The 18512-nt window shown below is 42.4% G+C and carries 20 protein-coding genes; 3 read left to right on the top strand and 17 right to left on the bottom strand.

Going from position 1 to position 18512, the window contains the following annotated elements; genetic code table 11:
• Positions 1-46 precede the first annotated feature (46 nt).
• Complete coding sequence (locus QQL60_RS03070) at positions 47-277, top strand: DUF2789 domain-containing protein (protein WP_284722389.1); 231 nt, start codon at positions 47-49, stop codon at positions 275-277.
• On the opposite strand, the gene cfa is transcribed toward QQL60_RS03070, so the two are convergent.
• From cfa to QQL60_RS03055, 3 genes are all read right to left on the bottom strand, one after another.
• On the bottom strand, positions 278-1465 hold the full coding sequence (cfa, locus tag QQL60_RS03065) for a cyclopropane fatty acyl phospholipid synthase (protein WP_284722388.1): 1188 nt from the start codon (positions 1463-1465) through the stop codon (positions 278-280).
• Positions 1466-1639: 174 nt separating this feature from the next.
• On the bottom strand, positions 1640-2119 hold the full coding sequence (gene bfr / locus QQL60_RS03060) for a bacterioferritin (protein ID WP_007145552.1): 480 nt from the start codon (positions 2117-2119) through the stop codon (positions 1640-1642).
• A gap of 317 nt (positions 2120-2436) precedes the next feature.
• Complete coding sequence (locus tag QQL60_RS03055; protein WP_007145553.1) at positions 2437-2637, bottom strand: (2Fe-2S)-binding protein; 201 nt, start codon at positions 2635-2637, stop codon at positions 2437-2439.
• A gap of 166 nt (positions 2638-2803) precedes the next feature.
• Here QQL60_RS03055 and QQL60_RS03050 point away from each other — a divergent pair, with 166 nt between their 5' ends.
• Positions 2804-3502 carry a response regulator transcription factor gene (locus tag QQL60_RS03050; RefSeq protein WP_007145554.1) on the top strand — a complete coding sequence of 233 codons (699 nt, stop codon included), beginning with the start codon at positions 2804-2806 and terminating at the stop codon, positions 3500-3502.
• Positions 3503-3505: 3 nt separating this feature from the next.
• Here QQL60_RS03050 and QQL60_RS03045 read toward each other — a convergent pair whose 3' ends face one another.
• The 8 genes from QQL60_RS03045 to QQL60_RS03010 are packed head-to-tail and all read right to left on the bottom strand — an operon-like array spanning position 3506 to position 11325.
• The gene (locus tag QQL60_RS03045; protein WP_007145555.1) at positions 3506-4804 is read right to left on the bottom strand and encodes a sensor histidine kinase; all 1299 of its coding nucleotides are present in this window, start codon (positions 4802-4804) and stop codon (positions 3506-3508) included.
• A 3-nt stretch (positions 4805-4807) separates the two neighbouring features.
• Entirely contained in the window at positions 4808-5836 is a 1029-nt protein-coding gene (locus QQL60_RS03040) for an SAM-dependent methyltransferase (RefSeq protein ID WP_284722387.1), read from the bottom strand.
• The gene (locus QQL60_RS03035) at positions 5823-6593 is read right to left on the bottom strand and encodes a DUF1295 domain-containing protein (RefSeq protein ID WP_284722386.1); all 771 of its coding nucleotides are present in this window, start codon (positions 6591-6593) and stop codon (positions 5823-5825) included. The genes QQL60_RS03040 and QQL60_RS03035 overlap by 14 nt, the downstream gene beginning before the upstream one ends.
• Positions 6586-7113: a DUF2878 domain-containing protein gene (locus QQL60_RS03030; RefSeq protein ID WP_284722385.1), complete on the bottom strand. Its 528-nt coding sequence runs from the start codon at positions 7111-7113 to the stop codon at positions 6586-6588. The genes QQL60_RS03035 and QQL60_RS03030 overlap by 8 nt, the downstream gene beginning before the upstream one ends.
• On the bottom strand, positions 7106-8371 hold the full coding sequence (locus tag QQL60_RS03025) for an SAM-dependent methyltransferase (RefSeq protein ID WP_284722384.1): 1266 nt from the start codon (positions 8369-8371) through the stop codon (positions 7106-7108). Before QQL60_RS03025 ends, QQL60_RS03030 begins: the two co-directional genes overlap by 8 nt.
• Positions 8368-9165, bottom strand: coding sequence for a DUF1365 domain-containing protein (locus tag QQL60_RS03020; RefSeq protein WP_284722383.1), 798 nt, complete (start codon positions 9163-9165; stop codon positions 8368-8370). Before QQL60_RS03020 ends, QQL60_RS03025 begins: the two co-directional genes overlap by 4 nt.
• A gap of 1 nt (position 9166) precedes the next feature.
• Positions 9167-10411 carry an NAD(P)/FAD-dependent oxidoreductase gene (locus QQL60_RS03015; RefSeq protein ID WP_284722382.1) on the bottom strand — a complete coding sequence of 415 codons (1245 nt, stop codon included), beginning with the start codon at positions 10409-10411 and terminating at the stop codon, positions 9167-9169.
• Positions 10408-11325: an acyl-CoA desaturase gene (locus QQL60_RS03010; RefSeq protein WP_284722381.1), complete on the bottom strand. Its 918-nt coding sequence runs from the start codon at positions 11323-11325 to the stop codon at positions 10408-10410. Before QQL60_RS03010 ends, QQL60_RS03015 begins: the two co-directional genes overlap by 4 nt.
• A gap of 146 nt (positions 11326-11471) precedes the next feature.
• Between QQL60_RS03010 and QQL60_RS03005 the strand changes: the two genes are divergently transcribed.
• Positions 11472-12023 carry a chalcone isomerase family protein gene (locus QQL60_RS03005; protein WP_284722380.1) on the top strand — a complete coding sequence of 184 codons (552 nt, stop codon included), beginning with the start codon at positions 11472-11474 and terminating at the stop codon, positions 12021-12023.
• Here the strand turns inward: QQL60_RS03005 and QQL60_RS03000 are convergent.
• The 6 genes from QQL60_RS03000 to ectA form a co-directional block, all read right to left on the bottom strand.
• Positions 12020-13456, bottom strand: coding sequence for a sodium/proline symporter (locus QQL60_RS03000; RefSeq protein WP_284722379.1), 1437 nt, complete (start codon positions 13454-13456; stop codon positions 12020-12022). The two genes, QQL60_RS03005 and QQL60_RS03000, sit on opposite strands and share 4 nt — an antisense overlap.
• A 38-nt stretch (positions 13457-13494) precedes the next feature.
• On the bottom strand, positions 13495-14379 hold the full coding sequence (locus QQL60_RS02995) for a TPR end-of-group domain-containing protein (RefSeq protein ID WP_284722378.1): 885 nt from the start codon (positions 14377-14379) through the stop codon (positions 13495-13497).
• Positions 14364-15806, bottom strand: coding sequence for an aspartate kinase (locus QQL60_RS02990; protein ID WP_284722377.1), 1443 nt, complete (start codon positions 15804-15806; stop codon positions 14364-14366). Before QQL60_RS02990 ends, QQL60_RS02995 begins: the two co-directional genes overlap by 16 nt.
• Positions 15807-15938: 132 nt before the next feature.
• The gene (locus QQL60_RS02985; protein ID WP_091711673.1) at positions 15939-16343 is read right to left on the bottom strand and encodes an ectoine synthase; all 405 of its coding nucleotides are present in this window, start codon (positions 16341-16343) and stop codon (positions 15939-15941) included.
• Positions 16344-16414: 71 nt separating this feature from the next.
• Complete coding sequence (gene ectB / locus QQL60_RS02980; RefSeq protein ID WP_284722376.1) at positions 16415-17752, bottom strand: diaminobutyrate--2-oxoglutarate transaminase; 1338 nt, start codon at positions 17750-17752, stop codon at positions 16415-16417.
• A gap of 60 nt (positions 17753-17812) precedes the next feature.
• Positions 17813-18322 carry a diaminobutyrate acetyltransferase gene (ectA, locus tag QQL60_RS02975; RefSeq protein WP_284722375.1) on the bottom strand — a complete coding sequence of 170 codons (510 nt, stop codon included), beginning with the start codon at positions 18320-18322 and terminating at the stop codon, positions 17813-17815.
• Between the last annotated feature and the right edge of the window lie 190 nt (positions 18323-18512).

Raw genomic sequence — 18512 nt, 5'->3', positions numbered from 1 at the left:
CTAATATGAAAGACAATTAAGACTTTTGAAAACAAGAGGTATTACCATGGATACAAGTTTGCATTCACTGGAAAATTTATTTCTTCAGTTGGGTTTGGATAATAGTTCTGCAGCTATGGATGAGTTCATAAAACAGCATAAGCTAGAGCCAGAACAGCCTATCGAACAAGCTGAGTTCTGGACAGCCTCACAAAAGGCATTCATTCAGGAGTGTTTATCACAAGACTCAGACTGGGCAGAGGTGGTCGATCAACTCAATGTGCTGCTTCATGAATAACTAGCGAATAGATCGATACGTTTCTAAACGGTCACGCTTGGTCAAAACAATTTGCCATAGCTGACCCTGGCGTGACTTGAAGAATCCGGCGCAGCTCATCAGGTAATATTTCCACATACGGTAGAAACGCTGGCTGTATTTTTGTGACAGCTCTGGCCAGGCTTCCTCAAACCTGTCCCACCAGGCAAGAAGTGTCAGCGCATAGTCTTGCCCAAAGTTATGCCAATCTTCTATCACCATACGTTTGTTTAAAACCCCTGCTATCTGCTCAGCTGAAGGCAGTTTTCCATTTCTGAAAATATATTTATCAATCCAGGGGTCCACACGGTGGATGGTTTTGTATATCCCGATTGTATGCAGAAGAAACAAACCATCGTCTTTGAGTAAACGATTTACGGTGTCGAAATAAATGGGGTAATTTTTTTCACCCACATGCTCAAACATCCCCACTGAAACAATCTTGTCAAACTGGCCATCTAAGTCGCGATAGTCAGTCAGACGAATTTCTACAGGTAAGCCTTGGCAACGTTGTTGAGCTAATTTTTGCTGCTCTTGAGATATGGTGATTCCTAACACTTCAACACCATAATTTTTTGCTGCATGTCTGGCTAAGCCACCCCAGCCACAGCCTATTTCAAGTAGTTTCTCGCCAGGTTTGAGCTGCAGTTTTTTACAGATCATGTCGAGCTTATCAACCTGGGCTTGTTCCAGTGTATCGGCCTTTTGCCAGAAACCACATGAATAACTCATCGTCGGATCCAGCATGGCTTCAAACACATCATTGCCAATATCATAATGCTGCTCACCGACCTGATAAGCGCGCTTGACGGTTTGCAAATTAAAAAAACGATGACGGAGACTTTGAAAAATTAATGCAAATTTGCCCACACCGACCAGGTGTTCTTCAATATTGGCTCGCATGATTCGATAAAAAAGCTCATCCAGGCGTTCACAGTCCCAAAGGCCATCCATGTAACTTTCACCAAAGCCTAATGAGCCTTTGGTTAATATCTGGGAGTAAACATCACGATGATGAACCTGAATGTCCCAGGGTTCATTGCCATTAAAACGTACATCACACTGTTTGGCTAAATCACGTAGAACGGCAGGTGGAGTTAAAGAAGCCCGGCTTGGAGGGGAAGAGACGATGGCATCATCACTTTTATCATACTGCTTAAACCTAGTCATGCTTTTCCCGACCTCCAGAGAATGAGCGTGAATAAATTGAAGAATCTACAATAATCGGTAAGTTACCTAGTTACAGGATAAATTACAATCCGTGTAATTACGTATGCCAATATAAAAAAACCCGAACAGACTTTGTCATGTTCGGGTTTATGTAATTGGATAATGCGTTAGTTATTATTCTGCTTCTTTAACAATTTGTGCTTGATGGTAGTTTTGTAGACCCATTTTCTCAATCAGACCAAGCTGTGTTTCTAACCAGTCAACATGCTCTTCTTCTGAATTTAAAATATCCTGGAATAAATCACGGGTAACGTAGTCACCCACTGACTCACAATATTTAATCGCTTCCTGTAGATCCGGAATAGCGTCTAATTCTAGAGCTAAATCACTTTCCAGCATTTCTTTTGTGTTTTCACCGATACGCAGTGCACCAAGATCCTGCAGGTTAGGTAGACCTTCCAAAAATAAAACACGCTCGGTTAATTTGTCAGCGTGTTTCATTTCATCTATCGACTCATGATATTCATGTTCGTATAGATTATGTAAGCCCCAATCTTTATACATTTTGGCATGAAGAAAATATTGGTTAATGGCTACCAGTTCATTTCCTAATACTTTATTTAAATATTCGATAACTTTTTTATCGCCTTTCATAACAACCCCTCATTTTTGTATAAAGTTGCCATGATTATCGTTTGTCTTTTTCAAATGTCAAAGCTAAACGACTGTTTTAAAAATAAAATCGGAATTATTATCATCTAGATTGAAATATATCCGTCGCAGTAGACGAAATCCGTTAAGTGAGATTTTTCGGGATAAAAATCAAAAACACCTTAGTGTTTATCAACTTAGCTTAGATGACTAGAAAGAACTTGGCCTTGCTGGAAACAGCTAACTGTTACAGATTGGACTGATGGTAATAATAAGAATCGCTAAGGATTAAAATGAGTTAAAAACAGATTGCGGGAAGATTAGCCTTCGCCTGAACAAGCTGAAGCCATAACATCAGTCTGTTCGAAGTCATTCAACATACGGTTGACTTTAAATTGGCATTTACCACAACATGCAGATGCACCCGTCTGTTCACGAATATGATGCAGCGTGTTTGCACCGGACTCCATCGCCTCGGTAATGGTGTCTGAGTTCACATTGTTACAGATACATACAATCATTGTAGTGCCTATTCTTTAAGTCTTGGATGTTAATGATAATGATTGTTATTTAATGAGTCAATTGTATTTTTAGATTATTCCTAAACAAAATAATGACTTTTTCACAAACCGCATACATCAATACGTTATGCTTACGCTGCACCCGATAAATAGTAAGGACGAAGAGATGAAGATTAACCCAGCCACCGTACTCATTGTCGAAGATCATCAGGATCTTGCGGCGAATGTCGGGGACTTTTTAGAGGAAGGCGGCATGACGGTCGATTTTGCCGCTGATGGTTTGACCGCATTAAAGCTATGCAGCCAGAACCACTATGATGCTGTTGTGTTGGATGTGATGATGCCGGGCATCGATGGATTTGAAGTCTGTGAACGTATACGCGGTGAGCTACAGTTGGACATGCCCATAGTCATGCTGACAGCCAGAGATACACTAGATGATAAATTGAGTGGCTTTGAATACGGCGCTGATGACTATTTAATCAAACCATTTGAGATGAAAGAGCTGGAAGCAAGATTGATCTCGCATATCCGCCGCCATCGGGGTGAGATGGATACAAAATCATTACAGATTGCTGATATGGTGTTTGATCCGAAAACCATGCGCGTCACTCGAGAAGGTGAAACAATTCGGCTCTCGCCGATCATGCTGCAGATTCTAAAAATTCTGATGCGTGAGTCACCCAAGCTGGTCACCCGCGAAAAGCTGGAAACCGAAATCTGGGGTGAAGACACACCGGATAGCGATACATTACGTAGCCACCTCTATAATCTCAGAAAACTGATTGATAAACCGTATCAGCAGCATTTGCTGCACACCATTCCTGGTGTAGGTTATAAGTTATGTGAAGAAAAAGACTTGTAAAGACTAGATTTCTATCTGTGATTTAGGGAAATGCACACTCACTTCCGTGCCTTTGCCTAATTCACTGGTAACGCGAAGATGCCAGTCATAGCGATTACACAAGCGTTTTACGATGGTCATGCCCAAACCATAGCCCTTCTCGTTATTATTCCCCTCTCCCCGATAAAAAGGCTCAAACACATTTTTGACTTGCTGTTCACTCATGCCGACACCACTATCGGTGATCGAAAAACCTTGCTCCCAGATTTTTATCACTATATTTCCTTGGGGAGTGTAATTAAAGGCATTACGCAGTAAGTTACTCATCAAAATAGAAACAACCGATTCAGGTGCCTTCACGACTAATTTCGCTTGTTCATCAACGCTGACACTCACCGCTTTATCTTTGAATAAAGACTCAAGCGTATCCAGCTGTTTCAATGCCATCGAGTTAATATCAACATCCTGAACCGGCAGTACCGCCTTTTCTTCTCTGGCCAGGATTAGTAAGGTTTCAATCAACGATTCCATATCATATAAAGTACGATATACCCGTCGCATCGTTTTATCATTAGCGACATCATAGCGACGTTCGAGTAATTCCATCGCACTTCGGATAACAGCAATCGGTGTCCTCAATTCATGGCTGGCATCACGGGTAAAATGACGTTCCCTATCAATAAACAGTTCAAGGCGCTGAGTAAATTGATCCAGCGCTCCCACTAAACTCGACACTTCATCATCAGGAATATCACGCAATTCCTGCAAATCAAAATCAGGGAGACTGCCATATCTGATTTCGGCTTGTCTCACTGACTTAGCTAACTTCACTATTGGGGATACGGCTTTATGGGATTGACGATAAGCTATCCATGCCAGGATATATAACACGACTAAGACCCCCGCCAGCGGCAATATGCCAAACAATAAGGCCAGACGAGAGACTTTCACTTCATCAAAAATAAGATAAAGTCGCTGATTACCTTTATCTTCTATATAAACAATTGGTGTTTCCTGATTCACTTTTGTGCGCTGATAACCTGGTGACAGGTGAATCAAATCTTTAGGTAAAGAGGAATAATCGCCATTCGTGCTCAGGTAAGCCTTTAAATTCATGGTATCGGGTGGAGAGAAATTGGGGTTTTGCTCTCGCATTTCCCAAAAGTGCTGAGCTTCGCCCTCTAAGGCTTTGCGAACCAACATCCCTTCCACCATCACTTTGGCAGCATAGATGCCGCCGACGGTCACCAGACTGATTAATGCAACCTGTATCAGGAAGACTTTGATTAACTTGGCATGAAGGGTGGTTTTATTTTTCGCCATCAGTTACTCATTTTTCACAAAAAGATAATGCCCCACTAACCACTGATTACCATTATCAAAGCCAAATAATTCGGCACATGCCATAAAAAACAAACGCCAGCGCTGTAACCAGGTATCAGCCTCATCCCCATAGACTTGCTGGAATAAACGTAACACATTGGCCTCATTTTTATCGGTATTTTCCAGCCAGGCCTCGGCTGTTTTCTGATAGTGGCTGCCATTGATCAACCACTGCTGCTCTATGGACAGTTCAGACTGGAAATACAATAAGGTATCAGCAGATGGCATTAAACCACCGGTAAAAAAATAGCGTCCCATCCAATTATCGTCCCCTTCCGTTTCAAAGGGATAAACCACTTCTCGATGACAGAAAATATGAACAAATAACTTACCTTGCGGTTTTAGCCAATGAGCAATCTTATCGAATAAGCGCTGATAATTACGCATGTGTTCGAACATCTCCACCGACACTACTCGATCGTATTGCTGGTCCAGTTCCAGCTCATTGACATCACAGGTGATTACCTGAACATTACTTAGTCCCCGCTCGTGTAATTGTTTTTCGATATATTTTCTTTGTGAGTTAGAATTAGACACGGCAGTAATTTTGGCAAACGGCAGCTTTTCTGCCATATAAATTGTTAACGATCCCCAGCCACAGCCCAGTTCAAGGATCTGCTGTCCATTCTTGAGCTCGGCTCGCTGCAGGTAAATATCCAGCATCGCTTCTTCGGCATCATCGAGCGTCAGACAACTGTTGGTCCAATAGCAACCGCTGTACTTAAAGCGTTTACCCAGCACTTCTTTATAAAACTCGGCCGGCACTTCGTAGTGTTGTTCATTGGCCGCCTGTGTTTCTATCGCTATTGGACTTCGTTTTAATTGTTCAATACAGTGTTGTTTACGCTGACTGAGTTTATCCGGTTCAAAGGCAGATTCATCTTTTAAGCGCTGTTTCAATAATTGCCGTATCCCTATGCGAATCAGGCTATCCGGAAACCACTTTTTTTCTGCCAAATCAATCATGCCCATTTTTCTTTCTCCAAGGGATAAATGCACTGGTTGTTTGTTGATACTGACGGTAAGCCTCACCGCGACTTCTGATAGCTTGTTGTTCGGTATAGGGAATACCGGTAATGAAATACAAAAAGGCAAACATCACCACGGGCATTAGCCATAACCACTCACCACCAACCATGCCAATGGCCATGACCGGGTAACAGAACCAGTGACACCATTCAAAAAAATAATTGGGATGACGAGAATAAAACCACAAACCTTGTTGGCAAACCTTGCCTTTATTAGCCGGGTTTTGTCTGAACTCGGCCAGTTGTTTATCAGCGATATATACGCCTACCCAGGCACCAATGGCCAAAATAAAGGCAAGCACAAGCCAAATGATTTGAAACGTCTCAACCTGTGCCAGCCACCAAATCGGTAAGGTAAATCCCCATGCTAATACGGCCTGAAACTGGAAAAAGAAAAAATGATTGCGGTGGGTATTATCCCCCCAATAGTCGCGAAGATAGCGATAACGACCATCTTCAGGTTCTGAAAAAACACGTGCTGAAAGATGAACAAATAAGCGTAAATACCAAAGGCTCATTAATGCTGCACTGGCAATTCTTAATACAATGTCACCGTCCATCTGCCAGGCATACATAATGGGCAAACACACCATCAGTGCCGACCAGAGCACATCCACCACACCGGCATTATTGGTTTTCCCTTCATAAATCCAGCCTATCAGCATGGTGATGCTGGCGATTAAAAGACTCAGCTCAAGCATGTTGTTCTGCCTCCTCTCTTTCTCGCCAATGATTTGCAAAACGCATTAGAACAGGAATCCAGATAGCCCAGCTTATCGATACCAGAGCTAATGCCAGAAATGGCGTATTGAGCGTGACAGCGCCGGCTTCACTGCCGGCATAGTAAGATAAAGGAGCCGCCACTATGCACAATAACGCTAATAAAACAGGCTTTTGTTGTAGCCAGCTCAGCGAATGATTCAAGGTCAACATAAAGTTGATCCATAAACAGCCAATCCACCAGGGAGCAAGATAAACAAAGGTTTTATCGGCATAGTTCATTAGCATCGTATTCAGCCAGATACTGTCTAACAGCATCCCTGCTATCAGCCCCAATAAAATCAGCTTGATATCCGTTTTTTTCCATGGACTCAGCCAGAGCTGGATAATAATAAATAGGGCGGTTGCTATCAGCGCATAACGGCTGCTCTCAGCAGCGGCAGAGAAGATACTGATAAACCAGACCAACTGAAAAGCAATAAAGTTAAAGATATTAGCCACGTCCGGGAATCCACGATGGCTGTCGGTTTCCTGGTTTACTGAAAACTAAATGAACATCACTGATGCTGCGTTCAATAAAACCACCTTCGCAGTAACAAAGATAAAACTCCCACATTCTTATAAAGCGATCGTCGTAACCCATCACCTTGACGTCATCGAGTTTATCGAAGAAACGTTCACGCCATATCTGCAGAGTTTTGGCATAACTTGTACCGATATCTTCCAGATTACTGAGTTTCATTTCCGCTTTTGCTGCTGAATTCACCAAGACACTGACACAAGGAATAAAACTACCGGGGAAGATAAATCGCTTAATAAAATCGACCGACTTAACAGCCTGCTGATAACGGTGGTCTTCCAGTGTAATTGCCTGAATCACGGCGATACCGTCGGCTTTTAACAAATCACTACAACGCTGAAAAAATTCATCAATAAAATGATGGCCTACAGCCTCAACCATTTCTATCGAAATAAGCTTGTCGTACTGCCCTTCTAAATCCCGATAGTCTTCCAGTAATACGGTGACTTTGTCTTGCAGGTTATATTCACGAACACGACGAATCGCGTAGTCGTATTGTTGCTGAGAAATAGTTGTGGTGGTTACCCGACAGCCATAATGAAGGGCAGCATAAACAGCACATCCGCCCCAGCCTGTGCCAATTTCCAGTAAATGATCGTCAGGCTGTAAATCCAACTTATCGCATAAGCGCGCGAGTTTATTACTTTGTGCCTGCTCTAAACTCTCAGCTGAATCATAATAAAGTGCAGACGAATACATCATGTGCTCACGATCCAGGAATAACTCAAACAGGTCGTTACCCAGATCGTAATGGGCGGCAATATTTTTGCGGCTGCCAGCACGAGTATTTTTTCTCAGCCAATGCACACCTTGCATTAATAACCCCGCCAGTCTGGCTATTCCCTGCTCCATGCCATCCACCAGATGACGGTTTCTGACAAATAAACGTATTAGTCGGGTTAAATCATCCGTTTGCCATTCGGCATCCATATACGATTCAGCCACACCGACTGAACCGCCTAATACCGCTGCTTCAAAAAAATGCGGATGTATAACAAAAATATGACTTTTTAATTCAGCCGTTGGGTCACCAAACTCAAGTCTTAGGTCAGCCATTTCAATCACTAAAAATCCTTCTTCAAAACGCGCTAGCTGCTTACAAAGAAGGTGCATACAAAGACGATGAAATGGGCTGATTCTCAAAGAATTTTGTCGGTTTGCATGAATTGGTGGTGTCATGATTTATCCTTCAAAGAAGCTTTATCTCGATCGCGATGATTTTCTGATGATGTGTGTGGATGACTATAGAAAGGCACTCTGCGTAGCCAGAGTTTTAGCGCATGCCAGTAGATTCGCCAAACTATTTTGACGGTCTGCATAGGAAAATCTAAAGGTAATCGTGACATGGCCTTTTGGCTGAGAGCCTCGGCTTTTAGGGTCATGTCGGCTGTGAACTGTTTTTCATTGTGTCGAAACAAATGCATATCGATACTCAACGCATCGTCACGCCAGTAAAAACGCCATTCATATTGAATATCCATCGGCATAAAAGGCGAGATATGGAATTGTTTATCAAATACAGAAATGACCGACTGTGAATGCGTATTTTTCTCCGCTTTTAAAACATAACAATAACGTTCATCCCATGGTGTGTTATTGATATCAGCGAGTACATATTCCAGCTGTCCCTGATGATTAACACAAAAGTAAAAACTCACCGGATTAAAGACAAAACCGAGGTAACGGGGGTGTGTCAGCAGATAAACCTTGCCCGAGAATTGTTCTCCGGTACGTTTAAAAATGAATGACTCAACGGTAGTTTTTAAATCACCGGAATGCCTGCCAAGATAATCTTTACGCTTAAAGCTGATTAGATTAAACCGCTCAACAGACCACCAGCGATTTTCCTCAAAGGTGGAAGCAATCTCATCAACATCGAGCATTAACATAGCGATGGGATAGCGAAATTGATGAAATTTCGGGCTTACACGGGTGTGGCTGACTTCTCCTTTCATTAATGCTGTGGAAAACATCTTATTCAGCCTTCCCGTTAATTTGCTGCACAACGTTTAGAGCACTGCGAACCCCATCTTCATGGAATCCCCATCCCCAATAAGCGCCACAAAAGTAGGTTTGGCGCTGGCCAGAAATATCAGCCCAGCGTTGCTGTGCAGCCATGGTTTTTTCGTTATACACCGGATGAGCGTAATGGCGCTCCACCAATACTTTTTCAGGATCAACACGCTCTGCAGAGTTGAGAGATACAACAAACTCCACGGGAGCCTCTAATTTTTGCAGGGTATTCATGTGATAAGAAACCGTGCACTTCTCTTGTAGCGCAGGGCTCACATATACATTCCAGCTTGCCCAGGCCGCTTTGTTAGGCGGCAACACTGACTCATCTGTATGCAATTGCATATGATTTTTCTGATAGTCGATATTGCCCAAGACGGTGGCCTCGTCATAACTGGAGTCGGCCAGAATTGATAAGGCCTGATCGGAGTGGCAAGCTAATACAACAGCATCAAATGACTGTTCTTGACCATTGACTGTCACTATCACACCGTTATCGATACGCTGAATTTTTTCAACGGCTGAACTGTGATGAATCTGCCCAGAAAACCTTTTAATAAATTGGTTTATATACTGATTTGATCCACCATCAACAACACGCCACTGTGGACGTCTGATCAGCGATAACATCTTGTGGTTAGCCATAAAGGCAATCAGGTACCGTACTGGCATTTCCAGCAGACTGACAGAAGGCCCGGACCACAATGCACAGGCCATGGGAATCAGATGGTCATGAATAAAAACATCACTGTAATGATGTTTTTTCAAATACTCGCCAACTGTTTGAGTATTATTCGGCTGTTTAAGAATATCGGGAGATTGTTTATAAAATCTCACAATATCCCTAATCATGCGATAAAAGTTGGGGTTGACGAGGTTTTTACGCTGACAGAATAATTTATTGAGATTGGTGGCATTGTAGTGCAAGCCGGTATCAACGTTATGCACACTGAAGCTCATTTCAGTGTCAAAGGCATCCACTTCCAACTCACGTAATAACTGGCTGAAATTGGGATAGTTGTATTCATTAAAAACAATAAAGCCAGTGTCTACGGACCACGTCTTACCGGCGATATCAATTTGATGGGTATCGGTGTGTCCGCCAATGTAATCATTAGCTTCAAACAAGCTAACATCATGCTGTTTAGCTAAATACCATGCGGCTGTTACCCCAGAAATCCCGCCACCAACAATCGCAATTTTCATTTAATCACCCGTATACCAGCTCGGTGATCACGCTTTTCAGCTGAAATGGTTCGCATATCCCATATCAGCCCTAGTTTTTTCATTAAAACAAGTAAATAGAAGCTGATATCAATTTCCCACCAATAAAAGCCTTGTCTGGCCGATGACGCATGATAATGATGATTGTTATGCCAGCCTTCCCCCAGTGTTAATAACGCCAGCCAAAAATTGTTTCGGCTACCATCCTCGGTGTTATAGCGGCGTTTACCCCATTTATGGGCCAGAGAATTGATGAGTAAAGTTGCATGAAGCAGCACAACGGTTGAAATGAAATAACCCCACACAAGCATCTGCCAGCCATTGGTCTGCCACTCAGGTTTGATCCAGTTTAACCATTCACCAAAGCCAAATAAGGCTATCGCCAGTATGGCTGGCATCGCAATATCAAACCTGTCGAGCCAGCGTAACTCAGGATAACGCGTCAAATCTTTCACAAGGCGATAGTCCGCCTGAAAGTAACGCTTTGTCAGAAACCAGCCGAGATGACTCCATAAAAAACCATCATTCGGTGAATGCGGATCCGATGCGGTATCAGCATGGCGATGATGTTGACGATGATGGGCAGCCCACCAGATGGGACCACGTTGTGTTGAACAAGCACCAATCGCCGCAAAGATAAACTGTACCGGCCTACTTGTTTTAAATGACTTGTGAGCAAAATAACGGTGATAAAAAGCGGTGATGGCAAACATTCTGATGAAATACAACAGAGCAGCGGTTATCAGAGCAACAGGTGATACGCCCACCCAAAAAACAGCGAGACAGGCTAAATGCAGTGCGATAAACGGTATGATTCTAAACCAATCAATCGTGTTATCGACCGTGGCATTCACCTTGTCGTATTTACTATCAAACCAGTATCTGAGCGATTTCATATCAGTCCTTCAAACATGGAAATAGCGTATTGAGCAATCTGTGAATTTGATGTGAAACAAGTACTGGTGCGGTTTCACCTTAAATTCACAGTGTGAAGATTGTAATGCAGGCTTGTTTCATTTCTACAGAGCAGGAAAGCAAACTGATGATGCTCAAACTATTCCCCATGATTATGGCAATACTTTTCCCAAGCGTGACATCGGCAAACAATAGCTTTCCTGATTCAGTGGTAGACACATCGCCATCATTACAAAAATGTCATGAAACCGCGATTAGTGTGATGGCATTTATCGATGTCGCTGATGCCGCCATATATCGTCCTGATTGCAGTAAACTGCCTGAAATTCGTGGCGAGAAACAACTCTCTTTTCTTTATCACCGTAGCATTAAAAGCAGTGATTTTATTGAGGCATCGGAAACGCTACTGAAGCGTAATCTAACAGCAGCTGAATACAGAAATATTGAGACAGAGTTACAACAGTTTAATGCTGCTTATGAAGATGTTAATGCAGGTGATAGTTACGATATAAGACAAACACAAGACGGTTTGTATTTATTTAAAAACGGCCGTCAGCTCTCCCATAGTCCGTCATCCACACTGGCAGAATCCTACTATCAGATATGGTTTGGTGCTGACCCTTTTGATACAGATCTGAAAGAGGACTTACTTGCCCCCATATCAAATCAACCTAACTAAGATGAAGAATCAGAAACGACTCTATGTGTCGTACCCACTGTCTTTTTTTTCCAGACAAGTCCAGCAGCCAATATCAGCAAACCACTCATGATGCCCGGCAGGCCTTCGTAAACAGCATTGTGCAAACCAAAATAGCGCCACAATAAAGCCACAGATAAACCAATTAACATGGCAATAATGCTAAGTCGTTGACTCGGTCTGAACCCCATACATAGAGTAATAAGCAAGGGAGCAAATGCACTCGCCAGACCAGACCAGGCAAAAATGACCAGACTGAATACACTCTCTGAACTGGTTAATGCCCACAGCAAGGCAACCGTGACAATGCCAATCGTGCTCAACTTCAGAATCAAGGTATTTTCTATGTTATGTGGCAATAAATCATGGGTTACTGCTGCCGAACAATTTAAAACAAGTGAATCAGCGGTCGACATTGTCGCAGCAAACACACCAGCAAGCACCAAACCGACTAGAGCGGGAGGCAATAATTCCATAGCCATCCTGGGTAAAGCCAACTCGGCATCAAAAGAACCTGCATCGCCAAGATAAACACGAGATAACATACCTACCCCGGTAGCAAGACAATAAAATGCTGTAAACCACAAGTAGTACCATAAACGTGCTCTCATCATTTTATTGCCATGGCTCAAAGCCATAAAACGAATCATCACATGCGGCTGACCAATGACTGAAAAGCCAGCAAACATCCAACTCAGGGCAAATAAGACACCACCCGTTAAACCGGGAATCACTAAATCCTGAGGGAACAAATATAGAAAACCATCGACCTTATCCATTTCAACGATCGCGGCTGAAGGTCCACCCAATGTGGTTACTGCAATGAACAACATTAAACTCATCGCCACAATCATCACCACCGATTGAGCAGCATCTGTCCAGATAGACGCCCTTATTCCGCCAGCAAAACAGTATAAGGTCACCATAATGGCGCCGATAATCGCGCCGGTGTAGGTAGGCCAGCCAAATAAAACGTGCAAAGCTTTACTGCCAGCAACCAATTGAGCACCAGCATAAGCTAGCAATAACACTAGAGAAATCAGCGCAATGAGTCGCTGCAGGACAATATCATTCTGTCCATACCAGTTACTTAATACACCGGCATAACTCGGTTCAGCACTGTCACTGGTGGCACGACGCAGACGGGAATGAACAAAAGTAGATGCGATCAGATCGCCTAAAATCCAGCCAATCATAATCCAGATGGAAGCGAGACCTGTGGCGTATGTATAACCAATCACGCCAATAAACATATAACCACTATTATTTGTGGCTACGGCAGATAAACCAACAAGACTAGGAGGAATGTCACTACTGGCCAGGTAATAATCTTTCTTAGTGCCACGACTGAAAAAAACAGAACTCACACCAATAGCCACAAAAATGGCAAGAAATCCTAAAAAACTCCAAATCATGTCATCCTCCTTTTGCAAAAACCACCGCGCTAGGAGGCTTAACTTTCAACTGTATTTTTTAGTAATAGTTCCAGTTCTGGATGTGACTTCAACGGCTCAAGCGCCGGATCATCTTTGCACTGTTCACGATAGGTATCACTGCACTGAATAGCTTGTTTCAGATAACGAATAGCCTCATCAAACTGATTCATGGCGGTATTGGCACACGCCAACTGATAAAAGGCATGGCCATTTTCCGGATCAGACTCCAAGGCCTGATGACAAAGATTAGACGCCCACTGTGGTTCATCAAGCTCCAGTACAGCATCCGCTTTATACGTTAAGGCTTCAACGTCATAAGGTCTTATCGCCATGATCTGGTCATATACCGCAATTTTGTTACTTGGACTGGTTTCCTGTCCTGCTCTTAACCACAAGGACTGCACTTCTTGTGTGTGCTCAATCTTCTCGCGATTTTCTTCGATCTGTTGTGTTTCTTTACTGAGTTGCTGCTCAATAGCATGAAGACGTTTTTCATACTCATTGATCAGGCTGTTGATTTCTTGGTCTGCCAGTGTATGAACACGCTCTTTAATTTCACGAATAGATGACCAGCCCACCAAAACTAACACTGATGAGGCTGCAGCAATAAGATAGAAAAAATAGGTCACCGTATCGGTTGCATACCCGACAGCCCTGTCCGCGGCTGACAGTTCTTTATCAACGGTCATTTGAATCATTTCTGCCCGCTGAGCAGCCATATCTGTGCGTAGTTGTTTTAGCTCATCCAGCACATAGCGTTCTATAAACGGGGTATATAACGGTTCTTTTAGGTTATCAACTGACTCTCGCATCTGCTGTTCAGAAGGAACCTGTTCAGCCGCAAATAGCTGAACAGGTAACAAGAGTGCAATAAACAAACTAATCGTTAAGAAGCGAGGCATATAGCTTTACCATGATCGTGAATTTCTACCAGCACACTGTGCAGGCTCTTGATGGCATCGTCATAATCATCTTCATTGATAATAAACTGCATATCAACCTGACGCATGGACTGATGCATGGCTAAAACACTGATGTTTTCTTTCGCAAGCGCGCCAACGGTTTTTGCTAAAATACCCGGGATCTTCATATCACTACCGATGGCAGACACAATCGCCACTTTTTGTTGATTAATTTCAGCATCAACAAAGCGTTCTTGTAAGGCATTACGGATACGTTTTATTGTTTTGAGATTGGCAGAGAGATAGTGGGTAATCGTGTTGGCATTGATATCTTTAGAGATAATATGTGCTTTAAATCTGTCTATCATCGTCAGGATTTCACGATCATAAACGTCAATATTACCTGCCATATCTTGATCAAAGAGTTCAAACGCATACACCCCTTTACAACCGGCAATGATCTCAACACAGGGTGTTGCACTTATATAGTCACCCGTAATTAATGTGCCGGCATGTTCAGGTTCAAAAGTATTGCGTACACGCAGAGCAATTTCGTTTCTGCGTAAGCCTTTGGCTGCTTTAGGATGAATGGCTTCCATACCTAAATTGGCTAATTGATCAGCAACATCGTAATTTGTTCGGCCAATAGGTACGGCATTATCTTCACCCACTAATCGGGGATCAGCACTGCTGAGATGGAATTCTTTATGAATGATGGCTTCGTTTGCTTCTGTAAGCACAGCAATACGGCTGAAGCTCATTTCACTGTAACCACGGTCAAATGTTGACATTAGACCATCATCGCTATGTGCATAACCGGTGACGATAGGCAATTGCTTTTTGAGGTCGACATCCTGAAAAGCGATTTTGATACGTTCGTCTAAAGGTAAGTGCTTGTCTGTTTGCCAGCCGGTTAAATCAACAAAAATAGCATCAATACCATCACGCTGAAGCAACTGCGTCATATTCCATGCACTGTGAGCTTCACCAATGCTGGCGAGCATTTCCCGCACGGTTTCAAGATGCATATCCAGCTCAAAGTGGCCATGCTGGCAAAGTCTTTGTAGATCAGCCAAACAGCGTTCAGCATCATCAAGACGTTCACCTATGAACTGATTAGCACGTTCAAGATTGTCAGGTTTTTTATAAAAACTTTCATTGATAGTGAAAATCTTTTGCTTTAAATCTGCTAAAGCTTGTTTCCAGCTATCATCATGCAGTCCGTTTGCAAATAAGCCGAACACACCTGGTTGTCCGGTCTTTTTATGTTCCAGCAACAGGTCGGTGATACCGCCATAAGCTGAAACAACAAATATTCGATTGTAGAGCGAGTCGTGATGAACCGGTTTCAGAATAATGTTATCGCGCACCGCAACATAGTCGCTCATAGAAGTGCCGCCGATTTTTTCTACCGTATGAAAACTCATTGTATTCTCTCTATTTCATCCTTTTTGGATTAGTATCTTGTTCACCGTCAAAACGACGAGTGAACAAGATATTCATTGACTGTTATAGCTTGAGGTAGGCACCGATCATGCCCTGATCGATGCCTGAGCAAGTTAGTCTTTAATAGTCTCTGCTTCTAATTCATAAGCACCATCTTTGTTATGAACTTCCGTGCCATGTAGTGGAGGGTTAAACACACATGCCAATTTCATTTCTTTAAATGCACGCAGCATGTGTTTATCGTGTTTATCAAGGTTGTATAAGGTACCTGGCGTGATGGCATATTTTTTCCCATCATCCAATGTTTCAACTTCACCTTCACCACTGATGCAATACACCGACTCAAGGTGATTCTGATAATGCATTCTGAAATCAGCGCCTTCAAAGATAGTCGTAATATGGAAAGAGAATCCCATATTGTCATCTTTTAATAACAGGCGGGTGCTATCCCAATTACCATTAGGATCAACAATTTTACGGTCGGTTTTTTCTGCTTCCTGAAGTTGTCTAACAAGCATTTCATTTCCTCTTATTTGATTATTATTTGGAATAGAAACGGGCGGCGAACCACCCGTTTTCTTATAAGCAATTAAGACTGACGAGACATTTTCTCGACTTCTTCACTGACTGAGTAATCACCTTCGAAGTAATCTTTTTCTTCTGGAATATTGTCAGCTTTAGCACAGACTTCTTTAATTGATTGCTCAAGAATGTCGATACCTTTTTCCAGGTTTTCTTGAGTGATAGTCAGTGGACATAAGAATTTAACCACGTGGTCATCGGTACCACTTGTCTCGATGATCAATCCTTTTTGGAAAGCGTTATGGGTGATTTTTCCAGCAATTTCACCACTCACACAGTTAATACCACGGAACATGCCACGACCATGTGAGTTAAAGTTGCCTTCACCATATAGCTCAACAATTTTGTCTACGCGATTGGCAATGTACTCACCTTTTGCCTGTACTTCTTTAGCAAATTTGTCGTCTTTCCAATAGTTATCCAGCGCTGCCTTAGCAGTGATAAATGCAGGATTGTTACCACGGAATGTACCGTTATGTTCACCCGGTTTCCATTGATCCAACTCAGGTTTCATCAACACGATAGCAAATGGCAGACCGTAACCACTTAATGATTTTGATACGGTAACGATGTCAGGGTAGATACCCGCTTCTTCGAAGCTGAAGAAGGTACCAGTACGACCACAACCCGCCTGGATATCATCGATAATCAACAGCACATCATGTTTTTTACATACTTCTGACAGGCTCTTTAACCAGGTTGTTGAGCAAGCGTTAATACCGCCTTCACCCTGAACTGTTTCAACAATTACAGCTGCAGGCTTGTCTACACCACTGCTTGAATCTGAAAGTACTTTATCAAGATAGTTGGTGGTATCTACATCATCACCCATATAACCATCATAAGGCATACGTGTTGCACCACTCAGGCTAACGCCAGCACCACCACGATGATGACCGTTACCAGTAATAGCCAGTGAACCTAATGTCTGACCATGCCAACCATTAGTAAATGAAACAATATTTTCTCTGCCAGTATATTTACGTGCTGTTTTTAACGCGGCTTCAACGGCATTGGTACCAGTTGGGCCAGTAAACATCACGATGTAATCAAGATCACGAGGCTTAAGAATGTTGTTATTAAAACTTTCTAAGAATTCACCTTTAGCACGAGTGTGTAAATCCAGGCCTTGGGTAATCCCATCGTTATTAATGTATTCGAGAAGTTTCTCTTTGAACAGGTCATTGTTGTGACCATAATTCAATGAACCAGCCCCTGCCAGAAAGTCAAGGTACGCATTCCCTTCTTCATCATAGATAAACTCGTCTTTGGCACGGTTAAACATGCGAGGAAAAGAACGAGCGTAAGAACGAACTTCTGATTCAATTTCATCAAAGATTTTCATAGGTTTTTTTTCTCCTAGTAGTATTTTTTATTCGTGTCCAGATGTGCAGAAATTAATGACTTACAGCTCAAAAGGACCGACTTTAACCAACATTTCCGTTTCATGTTGGCCAGCAAAATGTTGTTGGCGATCAAACATCACTGAACGGTTTAGTTGTGTATTCAATTTATTCGCCAGACTCTCAAATAAGGCCCATGACGCACGATTATCGGGAGTGATAGTGGTTTCGATATATTTCACGGGTTTGCAGATATCACGTTCTAAGATGTGACGGAGCATGCGGCTTGCAAGCCCTTGTCCTCTTGCTTTTTCTCCAACCGCGACTTGCCATATGAATAAGGTGTCAGGTTGTTTAGGCAGAACGTATCCAGAAATAAATCCAACGAGGTTTCCATCCATCTCTGCAGCCACTGAAGTCTGAGAAAAATGACTGCTTTGCAGCAAATTGCAGTACATGGAATTGGTATCAAGAGGAGGACAGGCTGAAATTAAATCAAAGACGGAAGCACCGTCTTCAGCTGTTGGCTCTTTTAATGTAATTGAAGCTTTTTCAGGTTTATTGTTAGTCATTATGTAAATAGCTCTATTGTTTATATCTCTATTGTTTTTTTACTTATAAAAAGCCTGTAAATAGTTAAAGACATCTTATAATTCATAATAAACAGCAAGTTGTATAAATAATTCGGGCTGTTATTGATTTAATATATATAGTACACTAAATAATTATATTGTCCACCCCGAGATTAATAACGTATATTCA

It is taken from the genome of Methylophaga thalassica, assembly GCF_030159795.1.
GTDB classification, from domain to species: domain Bacteria; phylum Pseudomonadota; class Gammaproteobacteria; order Nitrosococcales; family Methylophagaceae; genus Methylophaga; species Methylophaga thalassica.
This window is presented reverse-complemented; position numbering and strand designations above follow the sequence as displayed.